The sequence below is a fragment of the Amycolatopsis pretoriensis genome (assembly GCF_900107925.1).
GTDB lineage: Bacteria > Actinomycetota > Actinomycetes > Mycobacteriales > Pseudonocardiaceae > Amycolatopsis > Amycolatopsis pretoriensis.
On record NZ_FNUJ01000002.1, the window covers coordinates 816,733 to 834,325 of the forward strand.

Consider the following 17,593-nt stretch of genomic DNA (forward strand, 5'->3'; position numbering starts at 1 on the left):
TCGCCGACATCCCCGTTCAGTTCGGCCGGTTGACGGTCGGGATGTCGATGACCGCACCCTGCCCCTTGGTGAGGAAGAGCAGGATGTACTGGCGCACCGCCTCGTCCAGGAGCCACGCGGCGTCGGGCACCAGCGGCAACGGCATCAGACCCTCCCGGAACGCGACGAGCGCCGGCCAGGCCGTGCCGACGAGCGGACCCCACAGCGGCTCGCGCGGGATCGCGTCCCAGTCGGCGACCTGGTCGCCGACGAGGTACCGGGCGAGCGCGTTGACCACCGGCCGGTCGATGCGGCCCGGGCTGGTCTGCTCGGCGAGCTGGTCGAGCAGGATGTCGGTCAGTTCGACGCCTTCCCGGGTCGGCGCCATGGCCGAGGGCAGCAGCTGGTCCGATTGGGCGTTCGCCGCGTCCCAGGTCGCGGGGATGTACTCGTCGCGGACACCCAGCATGTGCACGGTCACCTGCCACACGTGCAGGTACGCCTCGGACTCGGCGCGGGACATCGGGACCTTCCACTCGCGCAGCTTGCGCATCGCGTAGGTGGGGAGCGTGTGCCAGGTGACCAGGATGTCGCTCTGGCTGATCGGCACGTCACCGGTCCAGTGGGGGACTGCGGCAGCAGGTGCCGCACCGCCGCGTGCACCAGCCGTGTCTTCACCGCCTGCACGACGCACGTACCCTCCGGCCGGTAGGCGTCCAGGGCGCCGACGGCGAAGCCGAGCATGCTGGTCTTCGCGACGCGGTCCTCCATGTCCGCTCCGCCCTTGGAGTAGTAGACCGAGCGGGCCTCCTTGACGATCGCGGTGGACAGCATCCCGCCGCCCAGGCCGTTGAGCAGGTTCAGGTACAGGCCCCGCGATTTGGTGAACCGCGCGGCGGTCTCGAGCTTGTCGTGGTCGGCCCAGGCCGGCAGTTGCCGCGCCTGCTCCATGAAGTCCCGCAGGTCGCCCGGCAGCCCCTCGGGAAGCGGCTGGTCGTTGCGGGTCCAGGTGCGCAGCAGCTCGTTGACGGCCGGTACCTCACCGCGGTCGAGCAGCGCCGCCGACACCGGATCGGCCTGCTCGTCCCACACCCACCGCGGGTCGGCGCCGACGCCGTTGCCCGCGACGGACCCGCTCGGAGCCCAGGTCCAAGCGAGTGCTTGCGCGGGCGACGCGATGCTCAAGGCGCCCAGCGCACCCAGTGCACCGCCCGAGACCAGCATCTTCCGCCTGCTCATTTCCGCCATGGCGGCTTCCTTTCACCTCTGGAGGAGAGGGTTCGGTTCAGGTGATGTCCGACGCCAGTGGCGCGACGACGCCGATGATCGTGCGCACCGTCTCCCCCGGCACGCCCGCGGCCAGCAGCGCGTCCGTCAGGTGCTTCGCGACGAGGTCGAAGTGGTGCCGGCCGATGCCCCGCCCCCGGTGCACCTCCTTCATGGACCGGCCCCGGTACTCGTCCGGTCCGCCGAGCGCCGCGCTGAAGAACTCGACCTGCATCCCCTTCAACCGGGATGTGTTGGTGCCCTTGAAGAACACCGCCAGCTCGGCATCGGCCAGCACCCGGTCGTAGAAGTCGTCGACGACGGCCGAAAGCGCTTCCCCGCCGCCGATCTGCTCGTAAACGGTGGTCACCGCGGTGCTCAGGAGGGCCGGTTGGTGTCCGGGATTTCGATGCTGATGGTCTGCCCTTCGGAGAGGAACAGCAGCGCGATCTGGCGGATGATCTCCTCCAGGGTCCAGTAGGCCGCCGGGGCGAGCGGGAAGGGCAAGAGGCCTTCGCGGACGGCGATGAACGGCGGCCACGCGGTCTGCAGCAGCGGGTCCCACACCGGCTCGCGCGGGATGTCGAGCCAGCCGGCGACCTGGTTGCCGAGGATGAAACGGGTCAGCGCACCGAGGATGTGCGTGGTGAGGATGCCGCCGTCGATCGTGGATCCGAGGTTGAGCAGGATGTTCGCGAGGTTCTTGCCCTCGGGCGTCGGCCCGAGGATCGGGTCGAGCACCTGCTTGGCCTGCGAGTCGGCCTCGGCCCACGACGCCGGCAGGTACTCGTCCTGGATGCCGAGCAGGTGCCCGCACAGCTGCCAGGAGTGCAGGAAGGCGGCCGACTCGTCGGCCGCGATCGGCACGCCCCAGCCGGTCAGCTTCTGCATCACGGTCGTGGGCAGGCTGTGCCAGGTCACCAGCAGGTCCCGCTGGCTGATCGGGATGTCCTGGTCCGAGCCGGTCGTCCACTGTGGAGACTGCGGCAGCAGGTGCCGCACCGCCGCGTGCACGAGGCGGGTCTTGACGCAGGTGACGATCAGCTGCCCGTCGGGCTGGAAGCCGTTGCGCTGCGTCATGTCGTAGCCGAGCTTGGCGGTCTTGGAGATGCGGTCCTTTAGGTTCGCGCCGCCCTTGGAGTGGTACACCGCGCGGGCTTCGTGCGGGATGACCGTCGAGATCATGCCGCTGGCGAACCCGTAGAGCACGCCGAGGTAGATGCCCCGTTTCTTGTTGAAGTCGAACGCTTTCGCCAGCTTGCCCTGGTCGGTCCAGCCCGGCAGTCGCCGTGCGCTTTCCATGAAGTCGCGGACGTTCGCGGGCAGCCCGGTGGGCAGGGGCTGGTCGTTGCGGGTCCAGGTGCGCAGCAGCGCGTTGACGTGGGCGACGTCGCCGCTGTCGAGCACCGCGGCCGCGACCGGATCCGCTTCCGGATCCCACACGTACCGCGGGTCGGCGCCGGACCCGGTGGCGGCCACCGATCCGGTCGGTGACCACGTCCAGAGGGATTGGGCCGCCTGCGCGGGCGAGGCGAGGCTCACCGCCCCCAGCGCGCCCAGCGCTCCACCGGTCCTCAGGATGTGTCGACGGTTGATCTCGCTCATGCTCCCTAGCCTCCTTGCCGGAAAGCCATGACATTGAGATACAGAATCCATATCTGCGTATCATCATGACAGCACAGCGCGGTGCCGACCACAAGACCTAAGGTGAGAGTCGTCGGTGACCGGTCGTGGCGAGGAAGTGCGCGTGGAACCTGAGCAGTCTCCTTCCCTGCTGTACACCGGCTCGGAATCGTTGCTGGAGCGCGCCTACGCGGACGCCACGGAGCAGGTCGACGAGTCGGACGACGTACGCGCAAGGGTGCTCGACGGGGCGTTCGAGCAGTTCTGCCGAATGGGCATCCAGCGCTCCACGATGGAGGACGTGGCACGCCGCGCCGGCGTCTCGCGAATCACGGTGTACCGCCGCTTCGCCACGAAGGAACTGCTGGTGCAGCAAGTGGTGCAACGGGAGTTCCGCCGCTACTTCGACCGCTTCCTGATCGACATCCGCGCGGCCGAGACCGTAGCGGACCGGCTGGTCGTCGGGTTCGTGAGCTCGTTGCGCGCGTTCCGGAGCAACCCGCTGATCGGCGGGCTGATGGAGGTGGAATCGAACCTGCTGGTGTCCGCGCTGACCGGCGACGGAGGAGGAACGCTGGCCGTCGTGCGGCAGTTCGTGGCCGGGCAGCTACGCGAGGAGCAGCGCGCCGGTCATGTATCCGGTGATCTCGACACGGACCTCGTCGCCGAAATGATGGTCCGGGTCTCCGCGTCGTTCCTGACGATCCCCAGCGCACTGGTCGACCTCGACGACGACAAGCAGCTCGCCGACGTCGCACGCAGGTTCCTCGTCCCCATGCTGCGTTCCCAGGCACACACGAGCTGACCCTCGCCGCCCGGATCTGCTCGCGTTCGACGCCGGCGCGGTGTCGACCAGCACCGAACGGAACTTCCCCCGCGGAAGAGCGGCGTGGTGCAACCGGGTCGAGCAGGACGGCGACGGCCGTCCGGGTGGCGATCTCCGCCGTCACCCGTCGACCGGCGCGATCAGAGCGGTCAGCAAGCGGGGCAGTACCTGGGTCAGGTAGCTGCTGTCGGCCGTGTCCGGCAGCTCGTCGAGGATCGCTCGCTCGAGCATCGTTTCGTACAGCCGCACGATGGTGACGACCGCGCTGCCGGGCTCGACGGTCAGCCGCAGACCGCCGTCGACGCCGGCCCCCAGCCAACCCGCTCTACCGCAACCCTGCGACCACCCGCGCCGAGATCGCCACCGCGGTGCTCGACCGGCTCCGCACTTACCACCGCCTCCGCCCGGGCCCGTCCCGGTCGTGCGGGGCTAAGCCGGGTTCTCCGCGACGGCGAGGTAGTCCGTGTAGATCTGCGGTGAGCCGGAGAACGAGGCCAGCTGCTTCCACTCCTCGTACATCTGCTTGGTGTCGCGGTGGGCGGCCGCGAACTCCGCGGCCTCGCCGGTGGCGATGTCGGGCTCGGGGTAGAAGACGTCCAGCGCCTCCAGGCTCGCGATCTCCATCATCATCACGTACTGGTCGAGACGGTTGCCCCGCTCGCCCTTGAGCACGTGGAACCGCCAGTCCGGGTAGTCGTCGATCCGGTGGTGGTTCTCGGCGATGAAGCGGTCGAACACCTCCTCGGTCACCCCGGCGCGCAACGCCAAGTTGTGGATCCCGACGACCCGGGCGACGGGCTCCTCCCCCGGGCGGTCGCGGTAGCGGGGTCCGGGCATGACCGTGCTCCGCGGATTGTCGGCCAGCAGCCGGTAGTCGGTGAACAACGTCGGCAGCTCGGCGAACGTGCCCAGCCGCCGCCACCGCGCCAGCACCGCCTCCGCCTCCGGGTGCCGCGCCCAGAACTGCCGTGCCTGCTCGGTCTGCTCACCCCGGGCCGTGATGTAGCGATCGCGCTGCTCGGCGCTCTCGATCTCGTACAACATCAGGTACTGCCCGGTCCGCTCTCCCCGCAAGCCGCGCAGCAGAGTCCACCGCCACCCCGGGTACAAGGGCAGGTGAACGCCTTCACCACGCACGAAGGTCTCGAACTCTTCCGACGTAACACCAGCCTCGGTATCGATGGCGATGTACTGGAAGGTGAACACCGACGAGCGTCCCATTTCGCGTCCAATCCTCGGGTCGCGCGTTCGGCAAGCACGACTCCCCGCACCACATCCTGCCCGCTCCGGAGCAGGCTGCGCGCTAGCGTCGGCGCACCCCTCTCGATGACCGGGACGGCTCCCGGTGGCAGCGCACAAGATCACCGTTACGGCGAATGACGGATTGCCGCAGCGGTTGGTTACCGTTTGACTGGGTGGGCAACGCCACCGCGTGCGGACAACCGACACGCGTCACATCCGGGGGGATCATCCATGGCACGTCCACGAGCACTTTCGCGCGTCGGCATCCTGGCCGTCGGCGGCCTCGTCACGCTACTGGTGGGCACCTTTCCGGCGCCGGCCACGGCCACCACGCAGGTCACCGATCTCGGCGCTCTGCCGGGCGGCAGCTCCAGCTTCGCCGTCGCGATCAACTCGAGCGGAACCGTCGTGGGCGACTCCTCGGTCGGCCTTCCCAACCACGCCGCGCGCTGGAACCCGGACGGCACCATCGACGACCTCGGCGTCCTGCCCACCGGAGTGGACAGCACGGCGAACGCCATCAACGACGCCGGTGTCGTCGCCGGCAGTGGCAGCATGCGCGATGCCGCGCACGACTTCCACACCCACGCCGTGCGCTGGAACCTCGACGGCACCATCGACGACCTGGGCACGCTGCCCGGCGACATCGCCAGCGAGGCACGCGGGATCAACTCCGCCGGCGTCATCGTCGGCTACTCCCAGCAGCCGGACGGCGTCCGGCACGCGGTCCGGTGGAACGTCGACGGCACCATCGACAACCTCGGCACCCTTCCCGGCCAGAGCAGCAGCCAGGCGAACGCGATCAACGACGCAGGCGCGATCGTCGGCTACTCCTACGGTTGCTGCCCCGGCACCAGGGCCGTGCGGTGGACCCCGGACGGCACCATCGTCACGCTGGGCATCGGCTCCGCCTCGTCGACCAGCATCGCCACCGCGATCACCAACGACGGCGCGGTCGCCGGCTACGAGACGACGGACACCACTCGCGTCGCGCGCTGGGACGCGAGCGGTGTCATCACCCTGCCGAACCCGTTGCCGGGGGATGTCACCAGCTGGGCGTCGGACATCACGGCGTCCGGGGTGATGGTCGGCAGGTCGTTCACCTCGGGCAGCCCCGCCCACGCCGCGCGGTGGGACGCCGACGGCACGGTCTCGGGCCTCGCTCCGCTCGCCGACGGCAAGGACGCCAACGCCTACTCCGTCAACGACAACGGACAGGCAGCGGGCTACGCGACCACAGCGGACGGTCACATCCACGCGGTCAGGTGGTCCACGGGGGCGAGCTAGTCCCTCGTCAAGGAACGTCGACGTGGTAACCGTGTCGCGTGGACACCCCGGGGTGCAGCCCTACCCAGCCTTGCTCGGCCCAGCGGGGAGCTCGACTTCCTGTCGGCGGGTCATGCAGGACAGCTGTAGCGGAAGGTCGTCGGCGTGGCGCCGATCGTGGTGGCGATGATGCCGTCGTCGGTGATCACTGGCCCGCTGAGCCTGCCGGAGCTCGGACTGGTGGCGAGGGTGTCGGTGCGGGTTCCGCTTTCCCAGACACCGAGCGCCTCGCCGCCGTCGGCCGTCAGGTAGGTGCCGGCGGTGCGTGTCCCGGAGTCGACGACAGGTTCGATCGCCCACGTGTCCAGCGTGCGGACGACCGCGCCGCTCAGGTCCCATTCGACCGTCGTGAACTGGTCGTTCTCGTACTTTTCGCCCGCGATGCGGCCGTTCCGGAACCCGCTCACGTACTCGGTGCCCAGCGCGAGCTTGGTCATCGTCCCGTCCGGGTATCGCACGAAGAAGTCGGTCTGCGGGCCCTCGGCGCGAATCAGGATGCGCCCTTGCTCGTCGATCCCGACCGGGCTGACGTAGCCGTAAACGGCGGGATCGGGATTGATCGTCAGCACCGTGCCGGGTGCGGTGGCCGGCCAAAGCGTCAGGGTGAAGTTGTCGCCGAGACCGAGTGCGGTGCCGACGACGTCGCCGGCGTCGTTGATGGCGAGGGCCCGGGCCGACCGGCGGCCCGGCGGCACGGGAAGAGCGGTGAACCGGCCGTCCCGGTAGATGACCGCGTCTCGTTCGAAGCTGTCCGCGAGGGTCGCGCCGACCGCAGTGCCCGCGGAATTGATGTCGTGCAGATCGACCTGCAGGCCGGAAACGCGTCCGAGGTCTTCGGCGACGCCGTTGTGCCACCGGATCCCGCCGCCCGTTGAGCCGCCCCCCGCGACCCAGCCGCCGTTCGCGGCGGCCGTGACGTATCCCCAGGCCAACCCGGCAGGCGGTGGCAGCGTGGCCTGCGTCCACGTGCATGCGGCGGCATCACGCGCCTCGGCGACGCCCGGCGTGATCAAAAGCGTCAGCACCAGGGCGGCTGTGGCGGCAAGGGCTGCCCTCTTCATGCGTCTCATGGTTCCCTCTCGGTTCGCAATTCGGCCGGAACACGCCTTGCCACGTCATTCGGTTGAGCCCATCCGCCGTGCTGTCCGGCCAGCACTGCTCCGATGGGCAGGTGGTCCAGGCGCTCAAGTGGACAGGCAGCAATTCCGCCGAAGTCACCACCTTCGCCGGCCACTGCGGCTTCACCGCCGTGGACAACGGCGACGGCACCATCACCACTTCCGGCGCCTGCCGCACCGGCACCGATCTCCCCGCCGGAACCTGGCTCAACCCGCTGCGCGCGACAGCGTCGACCGAGGCCGAACTCGCCGAGTACTTCCAGGAAGTTGGTCGGGCTCCGAGGTGCGAGCCTCTGCAAGGTGCTGCGACCTCCGACAAGGCCGACCGATGCACGGCACGAGTCCCGCCGAACGCGCCTTCAGATCAGGCGTACCGCCCGATGGTGGTCAGGCACCCTGCGGGCGGAAGTGCGCCCGCAGGGTGTGCCCGTGTTCAGTAGTGCAGCGTAGCGGTGTAGGCCGGTGCGCTCGTCGAGTCGCAGCGGGCGATCACCGTGGCGTCGAGGTGCGTCGGCTCACCAGCAGCATCGAAACTGATGTTGCGAACGGTGAACTCGCCATAGGTCGTCCCGCAGCCGCGGCCTTCCCCCTCGACCCTCAGTCCGGGGGCGGTCGCGGTGGCCCCGGGGTAGCTGGTTGCCCCGGTGTAGTGGCCGGTGTGCAGCCGCTGCCCGCTGGGCGGGCTCAGGTAGACCACCCAATACGTGCCGGCGTACGGCCCGCCGTGGCGGGGTTCGAGCACGTTGAAGCGAACGGCCGTGTTGCCCCAGTAGTTTTCCAGCACGAAATCCGCGGTCGCAGGGCTGTAGTGCTCAGCGTTTCCCTGACCGAGGTAGTCGCCGACCTCGCTGGTGTAGCTGTACGTCGGCGAACCGGTCGCAGCCGATGCCGGCGCCGCCGCGGGCAGCAGCACGGTGGTTGCGGTCGCTACGAGCGCAGCCGCGCCGGCAAGTCTTCGGTGCGAGCGGCGGTAGGTGAAATTCACGGGGTTCCCTCCAGGTGACGTCCGATCGAAGCTGATCACACGCCTCTGTCCGTACCCGGTTTTCCTGGGTGCCAACCACATTACGAGCACAGAGGGTGTCCTTGTCGCTCGCCGGCATCGTCCTCGAACTGCCGTACGAGGGGCAGAACGTCGGCGAGCGCACCAAGTGCGGCTGGGTCGGCAGAACTGGATGGCCCCCTCGAACGCCCCAGCCGGCGACCCCGCCACCAGGTCGGCGTGCACCAGCGCAGCGGTGGCGTGCCGGATCGCAGCTGCGGCCGCGTCGCACATCGATCCAGGGACCGGCAGGCGGCGCTGCCTGGATCGGCTCCGGATCCGGTGCAGCCGGCGGTGCCGGTCACCCATCCTGTGCCTCCGAACTCCGGCGAGAATGCCGTAGCCACGAGAATGCCGTAGCCATCGGTTCCACAGCGATGGGTGCGGAGTTCCGGCACACCGTCTTTCCTCGGTGCTGCCGGGGTGGCGTTTCCGGATCAGGGCCACGTGGCCGCGCGTCCGTGCTCGGCACGGACCTGCTTGCCGGTGCCGCGCGGGAACCCGTGCTTCACCAGGCGGACTTCGGCGAGCTCGTCGGCGCTGGTCATGGTGAAGAACAGGCTCAGCACCAGGCTCAGGACGAGCGCGGCCAGCACCGCGGGGACCGGTAACGGCGTCACGGTCACCAGCAAGACGAACGCGGCGGCCAGCCACGGCAGCGACTCGAAACACACGCGGACCGCGAAACGCAGAAGCCAGGTGCTCGCGGTCGCGTCGTGGAGGACCCACTCGCGGTAGCGCTCCGGCAGCCGGGCACCGTAGACGTAGCGAATCCACCGCCAAGGACCAGGTCGGTGCATCTCCATCCTCGCTGGGTACCCGCCGGTGGGGACCGGAACCGCGGAGACGTCGGAGGTGGGCGAAGGTGTGGCTCGCGATCGGCCGGGCGCTGGCGATGGCCGGCTCGATGCTGTGGGAGATCCTGTGGGCCCTGATCCTCGGGTTCGCGTTGTCCGCGGTCGTGCAGGCGGTGGTGCGCAAGTCGACCGTGGTGCGGCTGCTCGGCGACGACCGGCCTCGCACGTTGGCCGTGGCATCCGGCCTCGGCGCGGCCTCGTCGTCGTGTTCCTACGCCGCGGTCGCGCTGGCCCGGTCGCTGTTCCGCAAAGGCGCGCACTTCACGGCGGCGATGGCGTTCGAGATCGGCTCGACCAACCTGGTCGTCGAGCTCGGTGTCATCCTCGCGCTGCTGCTGGGCTGGCAGTTCACCGCCGCGGAATTCGTCGGCGGGCCGATCATGATCGTCGTGCTGGCCGTGCTGTTCCGCCTGTTCGTCCGCGGCCGGCTGCTCGACGCGGCCCGGCGGCAGGCCGAACGGGGCGTGGCCGGGTCGATGGAAGGTCACGCCGCGATGGACATGTCCGTCCGCCGGGAGGGCTCCTTCGCGACACGGCTGCTCTCCGGAGACGGGTTCACCGCAGTCGCGCACGTGTTCGTCATGGAGTGGGCGGCCATCCTGCGGGACGTCCTCATCGGGCTGCTGATCGCGGGCGCGGTCGGTGCCTGGGTGCCCGACTCGTGGTGGCACGCCTTGTTCTTCACCGGCGATCCGGTGCTGTCCGCGGTGTGGGGGCCGCTCATCGGGCCCGTCGTGGCGATCCTGTCGTTCGTTTGCTCGGTCGGCAACGTCCCACTGGCGGCGGTGCTGTGGAACGGCGGGATCAGCTTCGGCGGCGTCATCGCGTTCCTCTTCGCGGACCTGCTGATCTTGCCGATCCTGAACATCTACCGGAAGTACTACGGCGTGAGGATGGCGCTCGTGCTGCTCGGCACCTTCTACGCCGCGATGGTGGCCGCCGGCTATCTGGTCGAGCTGCTCTTCGGGGTCGCCGGGCTGATCCCCCGAGAACGGGACGCCGCGGTGCTGGAGAGCGGGATCTCCTGGAACTACACGACGTGGCTCGACATCGCGTTCCTCGTGCTCGCCGCAGTTCTGGTCGTCCGGTTCGTCCGCACCGGCGGCGTGCCCATGCTGCGGATGATGAACGGGACACCCGACGAGCCGGCCCGCGAGCGACGGTGACGAACAGCGTGCCGGGGCCGAAACCCTGCGCCGGCGCCCGTCCACGCCCTCGGCAGGCTGGGCAGCCAACGGTCACTCCCATCGGAGGAATTCCGACTCGGGTAACCGGACCCGTCCGGACCAACCGGGTGTCCGGGTTTCCCGGACCCGCCGTCCGGGGTACGAGAGCGGCATGGCCGACATCACCAGCCTCATCCTCGACGACCACGACTGGTTCCGGCGCCAGTTCGCCCGGCTCGACGACCTCACCGACGCTGCCGACCTGGCCGAGGTCTGGCAGCCCCTGGCCGACCTGCTCGACGTGCACGCCCGCGCCGAGGAGGAGATCTTCTACCCCCACCTGCTGCGCCGCGGCGAAGACGCCGAGGACGAGACGCTCGACGCCATCGGCGACCACAACGACATCCGCGACGGCGTGCACGAGGCCGCTCTGCACCCCATCGGCAGCACCGCGTGGCAGGCCGCGGTGAACAAGGCCCGCTTCGCCAACAGCGAGCACATGGCCGAGGAAGAGGACGAAGGGCTCGCCGACTTCCGCCGGCACGCCGACCCCGGCCTGCGTGAAGAGCTCGGCCGCCGGTTCCTCGAGTTCAAGCGGCAGCACGAAGGCGCACGCGACCTCGACGTCAGCGACCTCGATCCCCAGGAGTACGTCGAGGAGAAGCTCGGCGACCGTCCCGCCGACGCTTCGCTCGGCATCGGCAGCCTCAAGGAACAGGACTGACATGAACCACCTGATGCGCAACCTGGCCCCGATCACCGACGCGGGCTGGGCGGAGGTCGACGCCGAGGCCAAGGAACGCCTGCAGACCCACCTCGCCGCTCGCCGCCTGGTCGACGTGGCCGGCCCGCACGGCTGGCGCCACTCCGCCACCGATCTCGGCCGCACCGCGACGCTCGCCTCGGCGACCCTGGCCGACATCGGTGAGGGCGCGGTGGTCCGGCAACGCCGCGTCCTGCCGCTCGCCGAGGTGCGCGTGCCGTTCACGGTGTCGCGCGAAGAGCTGGACGACGCCGAGCGCGGTGCCGACGACCTGGAGTTCGACGACCTCGACCGGGCGGCGAAGCAGATCGCGATGATCGAAAACCGCGCCGTCTTCCACGGCTGGGCCGCGGCCGGCATCACCGGCATCACCGAAACGTGCCCGTACGACACGCCATCGCTGGGCGACGACCCCGACGCCTACCCCGGCGTCGTCGCTCGCGCGGTCGACACGCTGCGCCAAGCCGGCATCAAAGGCCCGTACGGGCTCGCGATCGCCCCGGAGGGCTACACCCGCATCGTGGAGAGCACCGAACACGGCGGTCACCTGCTGTTCGACCACCTCCGGCGCGTGCTGGGCGGCGGGAAGGTGGTCCGCGCGCCCGGGCTGGACGGCGCGCTGATCGTCAGCCTCGACGGCGGTGACTTCTCCCTCGAGCTCGGCCAGGACCTCGCGGTCGGCTACAGCCACCACGACGCCGAGAACGTGACGCTGTACCTGGAAGAAAGTTTCAGCTTCCGGGTCGTCGAGCCCGACGCCGCCGTCACCCTGACCAGCTGACCTGCCGTTTGCCGGTGCCCGGACGGGGTACCAGCCCCGGGGGCAGCAGCCGCACCCGAACTCGAGGAGCCTCCGTGGCCATCGCGACCACCAACCCCGCGACCGGGGAAACCTTGCGCACCTTCGACGAGCTCACCGGCGACGAAATCGACCGCAAGATCGCGCGGGCGGTGACCGCGTTCCACGAACACCGCCGCACATCGTTCGCCGAACGGGCCGAACGGATGCGGCGCGCCGCGGACATCCTCGAAGCCGAGACCGACGACCTCGCGCGCCTGGCGACCCTGGAAATGGGCAAGACCCTCGCGTCGGCGAAAGCCGAGGTCGCCAAGTGCGCCAAGGGCTGCCGCTGGTACGCCGAGCACACCGAAGCCCTGCTCGTCGACCAACCGCACGACGTCGGCGACACCAGCGCGAACGTCTTCACCCGCTACGAACCACTCGGCCCGGTGCTCGCGGTCATGCCGTGGAACTTCCCCTACTGGCAGGTGTTCCGGTTCGCCTGCCCCGCCCTGATGGCCGGCAACGTCGGCCTGCTCAAACACGCCTCCAACGTGCCCCAGGTGGCGCTGGCCATCGAAGACGTCTTGCGGCGCGCCGGATTCGCCGAAGGCGTCTTCCAGACCCTGCTCGTCGGCTCCGGCAAGATCGAATCGATCATCGACGACGACCGCGTCCGCGCCGTCACCCTCACCGGCAGCGAACCCGCCGGCCGGCAGGTCGGCGCCCGCGCCGGGCAGAACGTCAAGCCCAGCGTGCTGGAACTGGGCGGCAGCGACGCCTTCATCGTCATGCCCTCGGCCGACCTGGCCGAGGCGGTCGACAACGCCGTCGCGTCGCGGATGCTCAACAACGCGCAGTCGTGCATCAACGCCAAGCGCTTCATCGTCCACGAGCGGGTCGCCGAGGAGTTCACCCGCCGCCTCGTGGCCAAGATGGAGGGACTGCGCATCGGCGACCCGATGGACGACGACACCGACCTCGGCCCGCTGTCCTCCCCCGACGCCGTCGAAACCCTGGCCAAGCAAGTCTCCGACACCGTCGCCGCGGGCGCCCGCCTGCGAACGGGCGGCCACCCGATCGACCGCCCCGGCAACTACTTCGAACCCACCGTGCTGACCGGCATCCCCGACGGGTCCCCCGGCCACCGCGAAGAGTTCTTCGGCCCCGTCGCCCTGGTCTGGACGGCCCGCGATGCCGACGACGCCATCCGCATCGCCAACGACTCGTCGTTCGGCCTCGGCGGCAGCGCCTGGACCCGGGACGAGGCCGAACAGCAGCGGTTCGTCACCGAGGTCGAAACCGGGATGATCTACATCAACAAGTTTACGGAATCGACCCCGGAGGTCCCCTTCGGCGGGATCAAGAACTCCGGGTACGGCCGCGAGCTGGCCGGGTTCGGGCCGCGTGCCTTCGTCAACGCCAAGACCGTGTGGATCGCCTGAGCCGGCACCCCGGGCGCGACCGGCACCACGCCGAGGCCGCGACCGGCGCGGTCCGCTTTCGGACGTCACCCGCCGGCCGAGGAGGACAACGTGGACGGCATCGAGTCGTTCGGCCTGACGCTGCTGATCGCGGCACTGGTGGTTTCGGTGGCCCTGCTGTCCAACCGGATCAGCGCCGCCCTCAAGGTGCCCGCACCCGCGTTCTTCCTCGTCGCCGCGGCCGCGGCGTCGGACCTGGTGCCGTCCCTGCGGGAAGTGTCGCTCGGCGTGGTGGAGAACGTCGTCACCGTCGCCTTGGTGGTGATCCTCTTCGACGGCGGCATGACCATCGGTGTCCGCAAACTGCGGTCGGTCCTCGGCTCGGTGCTCTCCACCGGCGTGTTCGGCACGTTCCTCACCGCCGGTGCGCTCGCCCTCGCCGCCCACCTGCTGTTCGGCCTGCCGTGGCTGCTGGCCCTGCTGCTCGGCGCCGCCCTCGCGCCCACCGACCCGGCCGTCGTGTTCTCCGTGCTCGGCAACCGCGAGATCACCGGCCGGGCGGGCACGGTGATCCAGGGCGAGTCCGGGGCGAACGACCCGGTGGGCATCGCCCTGCTGCTGAGCCTGGCCGGCATCGCCGCCGGCACCGGGTTCGGCGACGCCACCCTCGGTGTGCTGGGCCAGTTCGCGCTCGAAATGGGCATCGGCGCGGCCGTCGGCCTGGTGGGTGGCTGGTTGCTGGTGCAGCTGGTCCGCCGGGTCGAGATGCCGGCCGAGGGGCTCTACCCACTACGCACCCTCGCGGTGTCCTTCGTGCTCTACGGCGCGGCCACCGTCGCCCATGGCTCCGGCTTCCTCGCGGTGTTCATCGCGGGTGTGCTCGTCGGCGACGCCGCGGCCCCGTTCAAGCGCGAGATCGAACGGTTCCACTCCTCGCTGGCCAGCCTCGCCGAGATCACCACGTTCGTGGTCCTCGGTCTCACCGTCTCGCTGTCCGCACTGGTCACCACCGACGCGTGGTGGATCGGGCTGGCGCTCGCCGTGCTGCTCACCTTCGTGGTCCGGCCGCTCGTGGTCGCACCGCTGCTGGCGGCCGCCCGCATGTCCCGCGGCGAAAGGGCGTTCGTCATGTGGTCCGGGCTCAAGGGCGCCGTCCCGATCCTCCTCGGCACGTACATCCTCGCCTCCGACCAGGGTCAGGACGTCCTGGCCTACGAGATCATCTTCGTCGTCGTGCTCTTCTCGGTCGTCGTCCAGGGTGGCCTGCTGCCCGTGGTCGCCGCCCGGTGCGGGATCACCATGCGCGAGCTCCCGCCGCGGCCCTGGGCCCTGGGGATCCGCACCGACCGGGAACCGGAAGGAGCCCGGCGGTTCCGGATCACCGCGGGGGCACCGGCGGCCGGGCGCACCGTCGAAGAGCTCCACCTTGGTGACGACCTCTGGATCAGCCTGGTCGTCCGCAAGGGCAGGCAGCTGCGGGTCCGAGCCGACCTGACCCTCGGCGAGGACGACGAAGTGCTGGTACTGACCGACCCGGACGCCGAAACGGACCCCGCAGCGCTCTTCACCGGACGCGCAAGCCGCCGCGGAGTGGCAGGTGAGGGATCCGAATCCCCCGAAGGCTGCGCCGGCTGATTTCAGTCAGATTCCCTTGGCCACTGGGGTAACCCGCCTTCCTCCGCGAGCAGGATGTCCACGACACGGACAAGGATTTCCCGGGGTTCGGGTCGGCGACCTCCAAAGAGCCGCGGCCCAAGCGCACGGAGAAGTGCTCGCCCGCACCTGACCGCGAACCCGGTGGGGCATTGGCGGGCGATCGCTGCCGGCACGCCCCCGGTGACCCGCCGTCAGCGCCGGTTGCCTCGACCAGCCTTGCCACGCGGTGTTTTCGCTGACCGAAAAGGGCCAAGCCGACTTGTAGCGGCCGTTCTGGTAGCTGCGCTCGAGGATGTCGGCCAGTTCGTGGTGGTCTTTCCCACGGCAAGGCCGTAGTGGGCGTCGGCGAACGCCGGGCCTGCGATCTCGGCTTTGCCGCCAAGGCCGAGTAGGTAGCCGAATTCCCTAAATCTTCGTCAAGCGCCGGTACGGTTCGAAGCCCGCGGCGTTACCGTCGGAAAAGATGAAGGGGGTCGGCATGGGGTGGATCGTCGCGGGAATCGTGCTCGTGGCCGTGCTGGCGGTGGCGTTGGTCGTCGACCTACGGGATCGCGGTCGCGGGGGCAAGCGGATCGCCGGTGGGCTGCGCCAAGCCCGCCAGGACGACGTCGTGCGGAACCCGCAGGTCGGCGACCAGGGCAACTACCTGGGCCTGTGATCGAGCCAGGGTGAGCGCCGGCGTGCGAGCCACCGCAGCCGACGTCTCACCGGCCGGCTTGACTGACGGGATCCCCTCGTCCAGTGCTACGGGCAACCGATGTAGCCGATCGACGAAGCCTGATCGTTCCATTCGGGCGTGAAGTTTCCGAAGCGCCCGACAGGCTCACTTCGAGTTAGTCGACGGAATGTAACCGAGGCCGTCACTGATTCGTGGCCCGATCCTCCCCGGATGGCGCTAGCCGCGCATTTCCCTCCCGCCAATCAGCGGGTGCAGGAAACCCGAAAAGGCGCGGCAGCCGGGCTACCCCCGGCAGGCTTGCGGGAGCGGTGGCTCGCTGCCGGTGCCTGCCCCGTCCAGCGAGAGCCCTTCTCGCAAACCCGTCCGGAATGCCGCTGAAGCAGGTCGCAAGACCGTTCGGTTCGGGCCGCACGGCGTGGCGCCGACATCGAGCACCCGGCTCGCTCGGCCGCCGTCGCGAACCTGTATCAGCTACCGAGCTTCGGTGCTTGCCGCAACGTTGGGGCTTCTGGCCGCGAATGCCGAGCCCGCGCTGCTCGACGGCGTCGAAGGGCACCTGACTACTTCCCGCCAAAGCGCCGGCCAGGTCGCAGGAGTGTGTGGCACCTGCAATGAAGGTGGTGTTGCCGCCGATTTTCGTCTGCCAGTGCCGTTCAGTGTCCGGTGGAGTAGATGTTGATGAGGTTGCCGTCGGGGTCGCGCAAGAGCATCGACCGGTTTCCCCACGGCTGGTTGGTGGGTTCCTGGACCCAGGCGGTGACCTGGTCGTCCAGGCGGGCGCGTTCGGCGTCGACGTCGTCGACCTCGAATTCGATGATGGCGGACCGGTTGGCGGCGGCCACGGCGGCGTTGTTGTTGAAACGCTTGACCGCCGCACTGTTGGCTAGCGCGATGATGCTGCCTTCGGTGTGCAGTTCGGCGTAGTCGCCGGGCCCGAAGGGGGTCACCGGCTCGGTGTTCGTGAGCGTGGAGTAGAAAGCGGTCAGAGCGGGCAGGTCATCGGTGACGAGGCGTACTGAGGCGAGCTTCACGGCGTTCTCCTGGCTGCTTCCGGCGAGCCGGACTGTCCGGCTCCACGAAACAGTACGGTACAGTACCGTACTGTTTCTCGAAGGAGAAGAACGGAGCTCACACCGTGGCTCGATCCGGGGACTTCGTCGACGTCCGAGTCCAGCGGTCCAAGACGGCGGTGCTCGCCCAGACGTACGAGTTGCTTTCAGCGGGCGGCATCGGCGGTGTCAGCATCGACGAGGTGTCGCGACGCTCGGGCGTGTCCAAGACCACGATCTACCGGCACTGGCCGTCGCGGGCCGCACTGCTGGTCGAGGCGTGCTCGACGATCGGGTCGGCGCCTCCGGTGCCCGACACGGGCAGCTTCGGCGGGGATCTCGTCGCCTTGACCGAGACGTTGGCCGAGCAGCTGCGGAGCGCCCGCTGGGCGGCGGTCTTGCCCTCCATCGTGGACGCGGCCGAGCGCGAGCCCGAGCTGGCCGGGCTCCATGCGGATCTGCACGCCCGGTTGATGGCTCCGTTCGGTGTGGTGACCGAACGCGCGCGAGCTCGCGGTGAGCTGGCCGAGGATCGCGGGCCGTCCGACGTCACCGCCGCCGTCGCCGGTCCGCTGTTCTACCGTCGCTGGTTCTCCCGCGAGCCGCTCGACGCCGCGTTTGTCGCGCACGTGGTCGAGGACGCCCTCGGCCATCTCGGCGTCTGAACCCGTTCGTCCTGATGGGCGGCCGCCGTGGCGGGTCTCGGCCGCTCCGATCGCGGCGAGCGTCAGCCGCGACTCGCTCCGCCCCGCGGCTCGAAGTGCCCCAGGTGACACAAGTTCTCCCAGGTTTGTCG

Annotated in this window: 18 protein-coding genes and 1 pseudogene; 10 read left to right on the top strand and 9 right to left on the bottom strand. The window is 69.6% G+C overall.

Annotated elements, in window-relative coordinates:
• Positions 1–16: 16 nt before the first annotated feature.
• From BLV96_RS10475 to BLV96_RS10485, 3 genes and pseudogenes are all read right to left on the bottom strand, one after another.
• A pseudogene (locus BLV96_RS10475) lies at positions 17–1,227 on the bottom strand (oxygenase MpaB family protein).
• 37 nt (positions 1,228–1,264) lie between these two features.
• Positions 1,265–1,615: a group I truncated hemoglobin gene (locus BLV96_RS10480; RefSeq protein WP_086678575.1), complete on the bottom strand. Its 351-nt coding sequence runs from the start codon at positions 1,613–1,615 to the stop codon at positions 1,265–1,267.
• An 8-nt stretch (positions 1,616–1,623) separates the two neighbouring features.
• A complete protein-coding gene (locus BLV96_RS10485; RefSeq protein ID WP_086678574.1) occupies positions 1,624–2,850 on the bottom strand; it encodes an oxygenase MpaB family protein in 1,227 nt (408 codons plus the stop codon).
• Between the two features lie 142 nt (positions 2,851–2,992).
• Here BLV96_RS10485 and BLV96_RS10490 point away from each other — a divergent pair, with 142 nt between their 5' ends.
• Complete coding sequence (locus tag BLV96_RS10490) at positions 2,993–3,673, top strand: TetR/AcrR family transcriptional regulator (RefSeq protein WP_244180143.1); 681 nt, start codon at positions 2,993–2,995, stop codon at positions 3,671–3,673.
• Positions 3,674–3,814: 141 nt separating this feature from the next.
• Here the strand turns inward: BLV96_RS10490 and BLV96_RS51195 are convergent, their stop codons facing one another.
• Complete coding sequence (locus BLV96_RS51195; protein ID WP_279627531.1) at positions 3,815–3,943, bottom strand: hypothetical protein; 129 nt, start codon at positions 3,941–3,943, stop codon at positions 3,815–3,817.
• A 180-nt stretch (positions 3,944–4,123) separates the two neighbouring features.
• Positions 4,124–4,915, bottom strand: coding sequence for a hypothetical protein (locus BLV96_RS10500; RefSeq protein WP_086678573.1), 792 nt, complete (start codon positions 4,913–4,915; stop codon positions 4,124–4,126).
• 252 nt (positions 4,916–5,167) lie between these two features.
• Between BLV96_RS10500 and BLV96_RS10505 the strand changes: the two genes are divergently transcribed.
• Positions 5,168–6,223, top strand: coding sequence for a hypothetical protein (locus tag BLV96_RS10505; RefSeq protein WP_086678572.1), 1,056 nt, complete (start codon positions 5,168–5,170; stop codon positions 6,221–6,223).
• A gap of 110 nt (positions 6,224–6,333) precedes the next feature.
• On the opposite strand, the gene BLV96_RS10510 is transcribed toward BLV96_RS10505, so the two are convergent.
• Complete coding sequence (locus BLV96_RS10510; RefSeq protein WP_143050937.1) at positions 6,334–7,323, bottom strand: hypothetical protein; 990 nt, start codon at positions 7,321–7,323, stop codon at positions 6,334–6,336.
• 110 nt (positions 7,324–7,433) lie between these two features.
• On the opposite strand from BLV96_RS10510, the gene BLV96_RS49070 reads away from it, so the two are divergent.
• A complete protein-coding gene (locus BLV96_RS49070) occupies positions 7,434–7,820 on the top strand; it encodes a hypothetical protein (RefSeq protein WP_143050938.1) in 387 nt (128 codons plus the stop codon).
• Here the strand turns inward: BLV96_RS49070 and BLV96_RS10515 are convergent.
• On the bottom strand, positions 7,814–8,365 hold the full coding sequence (locus tag BLV96_RS10515; RefSeq protein WP_143050939.1) for a hypothetical protein: 552 nt from the start codon (positions 8,363–8,365) through the stop codon (positions 7,814–7,816). The two genes, BLV96_RS49070 and BLV96_RS10515, sit on opposite strands and share 7 nt — an antisense overlap.
• A gap of 494 nt (positions 8,366–8,859) precedes the next feature.
• Positions 8,860–9,228, bottom strand: coding sequence for a DUF5313 family protein (locus tag BLV96_RS10520; protein WP_244180144.1), 369 nt, complete (start codon positions 9,226–9,228; stop codon positions 8,860–8,862).
• 59 nt (positions 9,229–9,287) lie between these two features.
• On the opposite strand from BLV96_RS10520, the gene BLV96_RS10525 reads away from it, so the two are divergent.
• The 6 genes from BLV96_RS10525 (at position 9,288) to BLV96_RS10555 (ending at position 15,727) form a co-directional block, all read left to right on the top strand.
• A complete protein-coding gene (locus BLV96_RS10525) occupies positions 9,288–10,445 on the top strand; it encodes a permease (protein WP_244180145.1) in 1,158 nt (385 codons plus the stop codon).
• Between the two features lie 172 nt (positions 10,446–10,617).
• Positions 10,618–11,169 carry a hemerythrin domain-containing protein gene (locus tag BLV96_RS10530; RefSeq protein WP_086678568.1) on the top strand — a complete coding sequence of 184 codons (552 nt, stop codon included), beginning with the start codon at positions 10,618–10,620 and terminating at the stop codon, positions 11,167–11,169.
• A gap of 1 nt (position 11,170) precedes the next feature.
• Complete coding sequence (locus BLV96_RS10535; RefSeq protein ID WP_086678567.1) at positions 11,171–11,989, top strand: family 1 encapsulin nanocompartment shell protein; 819 nt, start codon at positions 11,171–11,173, stop codon at positions 11,987–11,989.
• Between the two features lie 74 nt (positions 11,990–12,063).
• Positions 12,064–13,434: an NAD-dependent succinate-semialdehyde dehydrogenase gene (locus BLV96_RS10540; RefSeq protein ID WP_086678566.1), complete on the top strand. Its 1,371-nt coding sequence runs from the start codon at positions 12,064–12,066 to the stop codon at positions 13,432–13,434.
• A 90-nt stretch (positions 13,435–13,524) separates the two neighbouring features.
• On the top strand, positions 13,525–15,048 hold the full coding sequence (locus BLV96_RS10545; RefSeq protein WP_086678583.1) for a cation:proton antiporter domain-containing protein: 1,524 nt from the start codon (positions 13,525–13,527) through the stop codon (positions 15,046–15,048).
• Positions 15,049–15,547: 499 nt separating this feature from the next.
• Positions 15,548–15,727: a hypothetical protein gene (locus BLV96_RS10555; protein ID WP_086678582.1), complete on the top strand. Its 180-nt coding sequence runs from the start codon at positions 15,548–15,550 to the stop codon at positions 15,725–15,727.
• Between the two features lie 674 nt (positions 15,728–16,401).
• Here BLV96_RS10555 and BLV96_RS10560 read toward each other — a convergent pair.
• Positions 16,402–16,779, bottom strand: coding sequence for a VOC family protein (locus BLV96_RS10560; RefSeq protein ID WP_086678565.1), 378 nt, complete (start codon positions 16,777–16,779; stop codon positions 16,402–16,404).
• Positions 16,780–16,883: 104 nt separating this feature from the next.
• Here BLV96_RS10560 and BLV96_RS10565 point away from each other — a divergent pair, with 104 nt between their 5' ends.
• The gene (locus tag BLV96_RS10565) at positions 16,884–17,462 is read left to right on the top strand and encodes a TetR/AcrR family transcriptional regulator (protein ID WP_086678564.1); all 579 of its coding nucleotides are present in this window, start codon (positions 16,884–16,886) and stop codon (positions 17,460–17,462) included.
• Positions 17,463–17,593 lie beyond the last annotated feature (131 nt).

Bases quoted from the DNA above. Each gene is read 5' to 3' on its own strand.
- BLV96_RS10485 (WP_086678574.1), bottom strand. From the start codon at position 2,850: ATGAGCGAGATCAACCGTCGACACATCCTGAGGACCGGTGGAGCGCTG.
- BLV96_RS10535 (WP_086678567.1), top strand. From the start codon at position 11,171: ATGAACCACCTGATGCGCAACCTGGCCCCGATCACCGACGCGGGCTGG.
- BLV96_RS10500 (WP_086678573.1), bottom strand. From the start codon at position 4,915: ATGGGACGCTCGTCGGTGTTCACCTTCCAGTACATCGCCATCGATACC.
- BLV96_RS10505 (WP_086678572.1), top strand. From the start codon at position 5,168: ATGGCACGTCCACGAGCACTTTCGCGCGTCGGCATCCTGGCCGTCGGC.
- BLV96_RS10555 (WP_086678582.1), top strand. From the start codon at position 15,548: ATGGGGTGGATCGTCGCGGGAATCGTGCTCGTGGCCGTGCTGGCGGTG.
- BLV96_RS10520 (WP_244180144.1), bottom strand. From the start codon at position 9,228: ATGGAGATGCACCGACCTGGTCCTTGGCGGTGGATTCGCTACGTCTAC.
- BLV96_RS10530 (WP_086678568.1), top strand. From the start codon at position 10,618: ATGGCCGACATCACCAGCCTCATCCTCGACGACCACGACTGGTTCCGG.
- BLV96_RS10510 (WP_143050937.1), bottom strand. From the start codon at position 7,323: ATGAAGAGGGCAGCCCTTGCCGCCACAGCCGCCCTGGTGCTGACGCTT.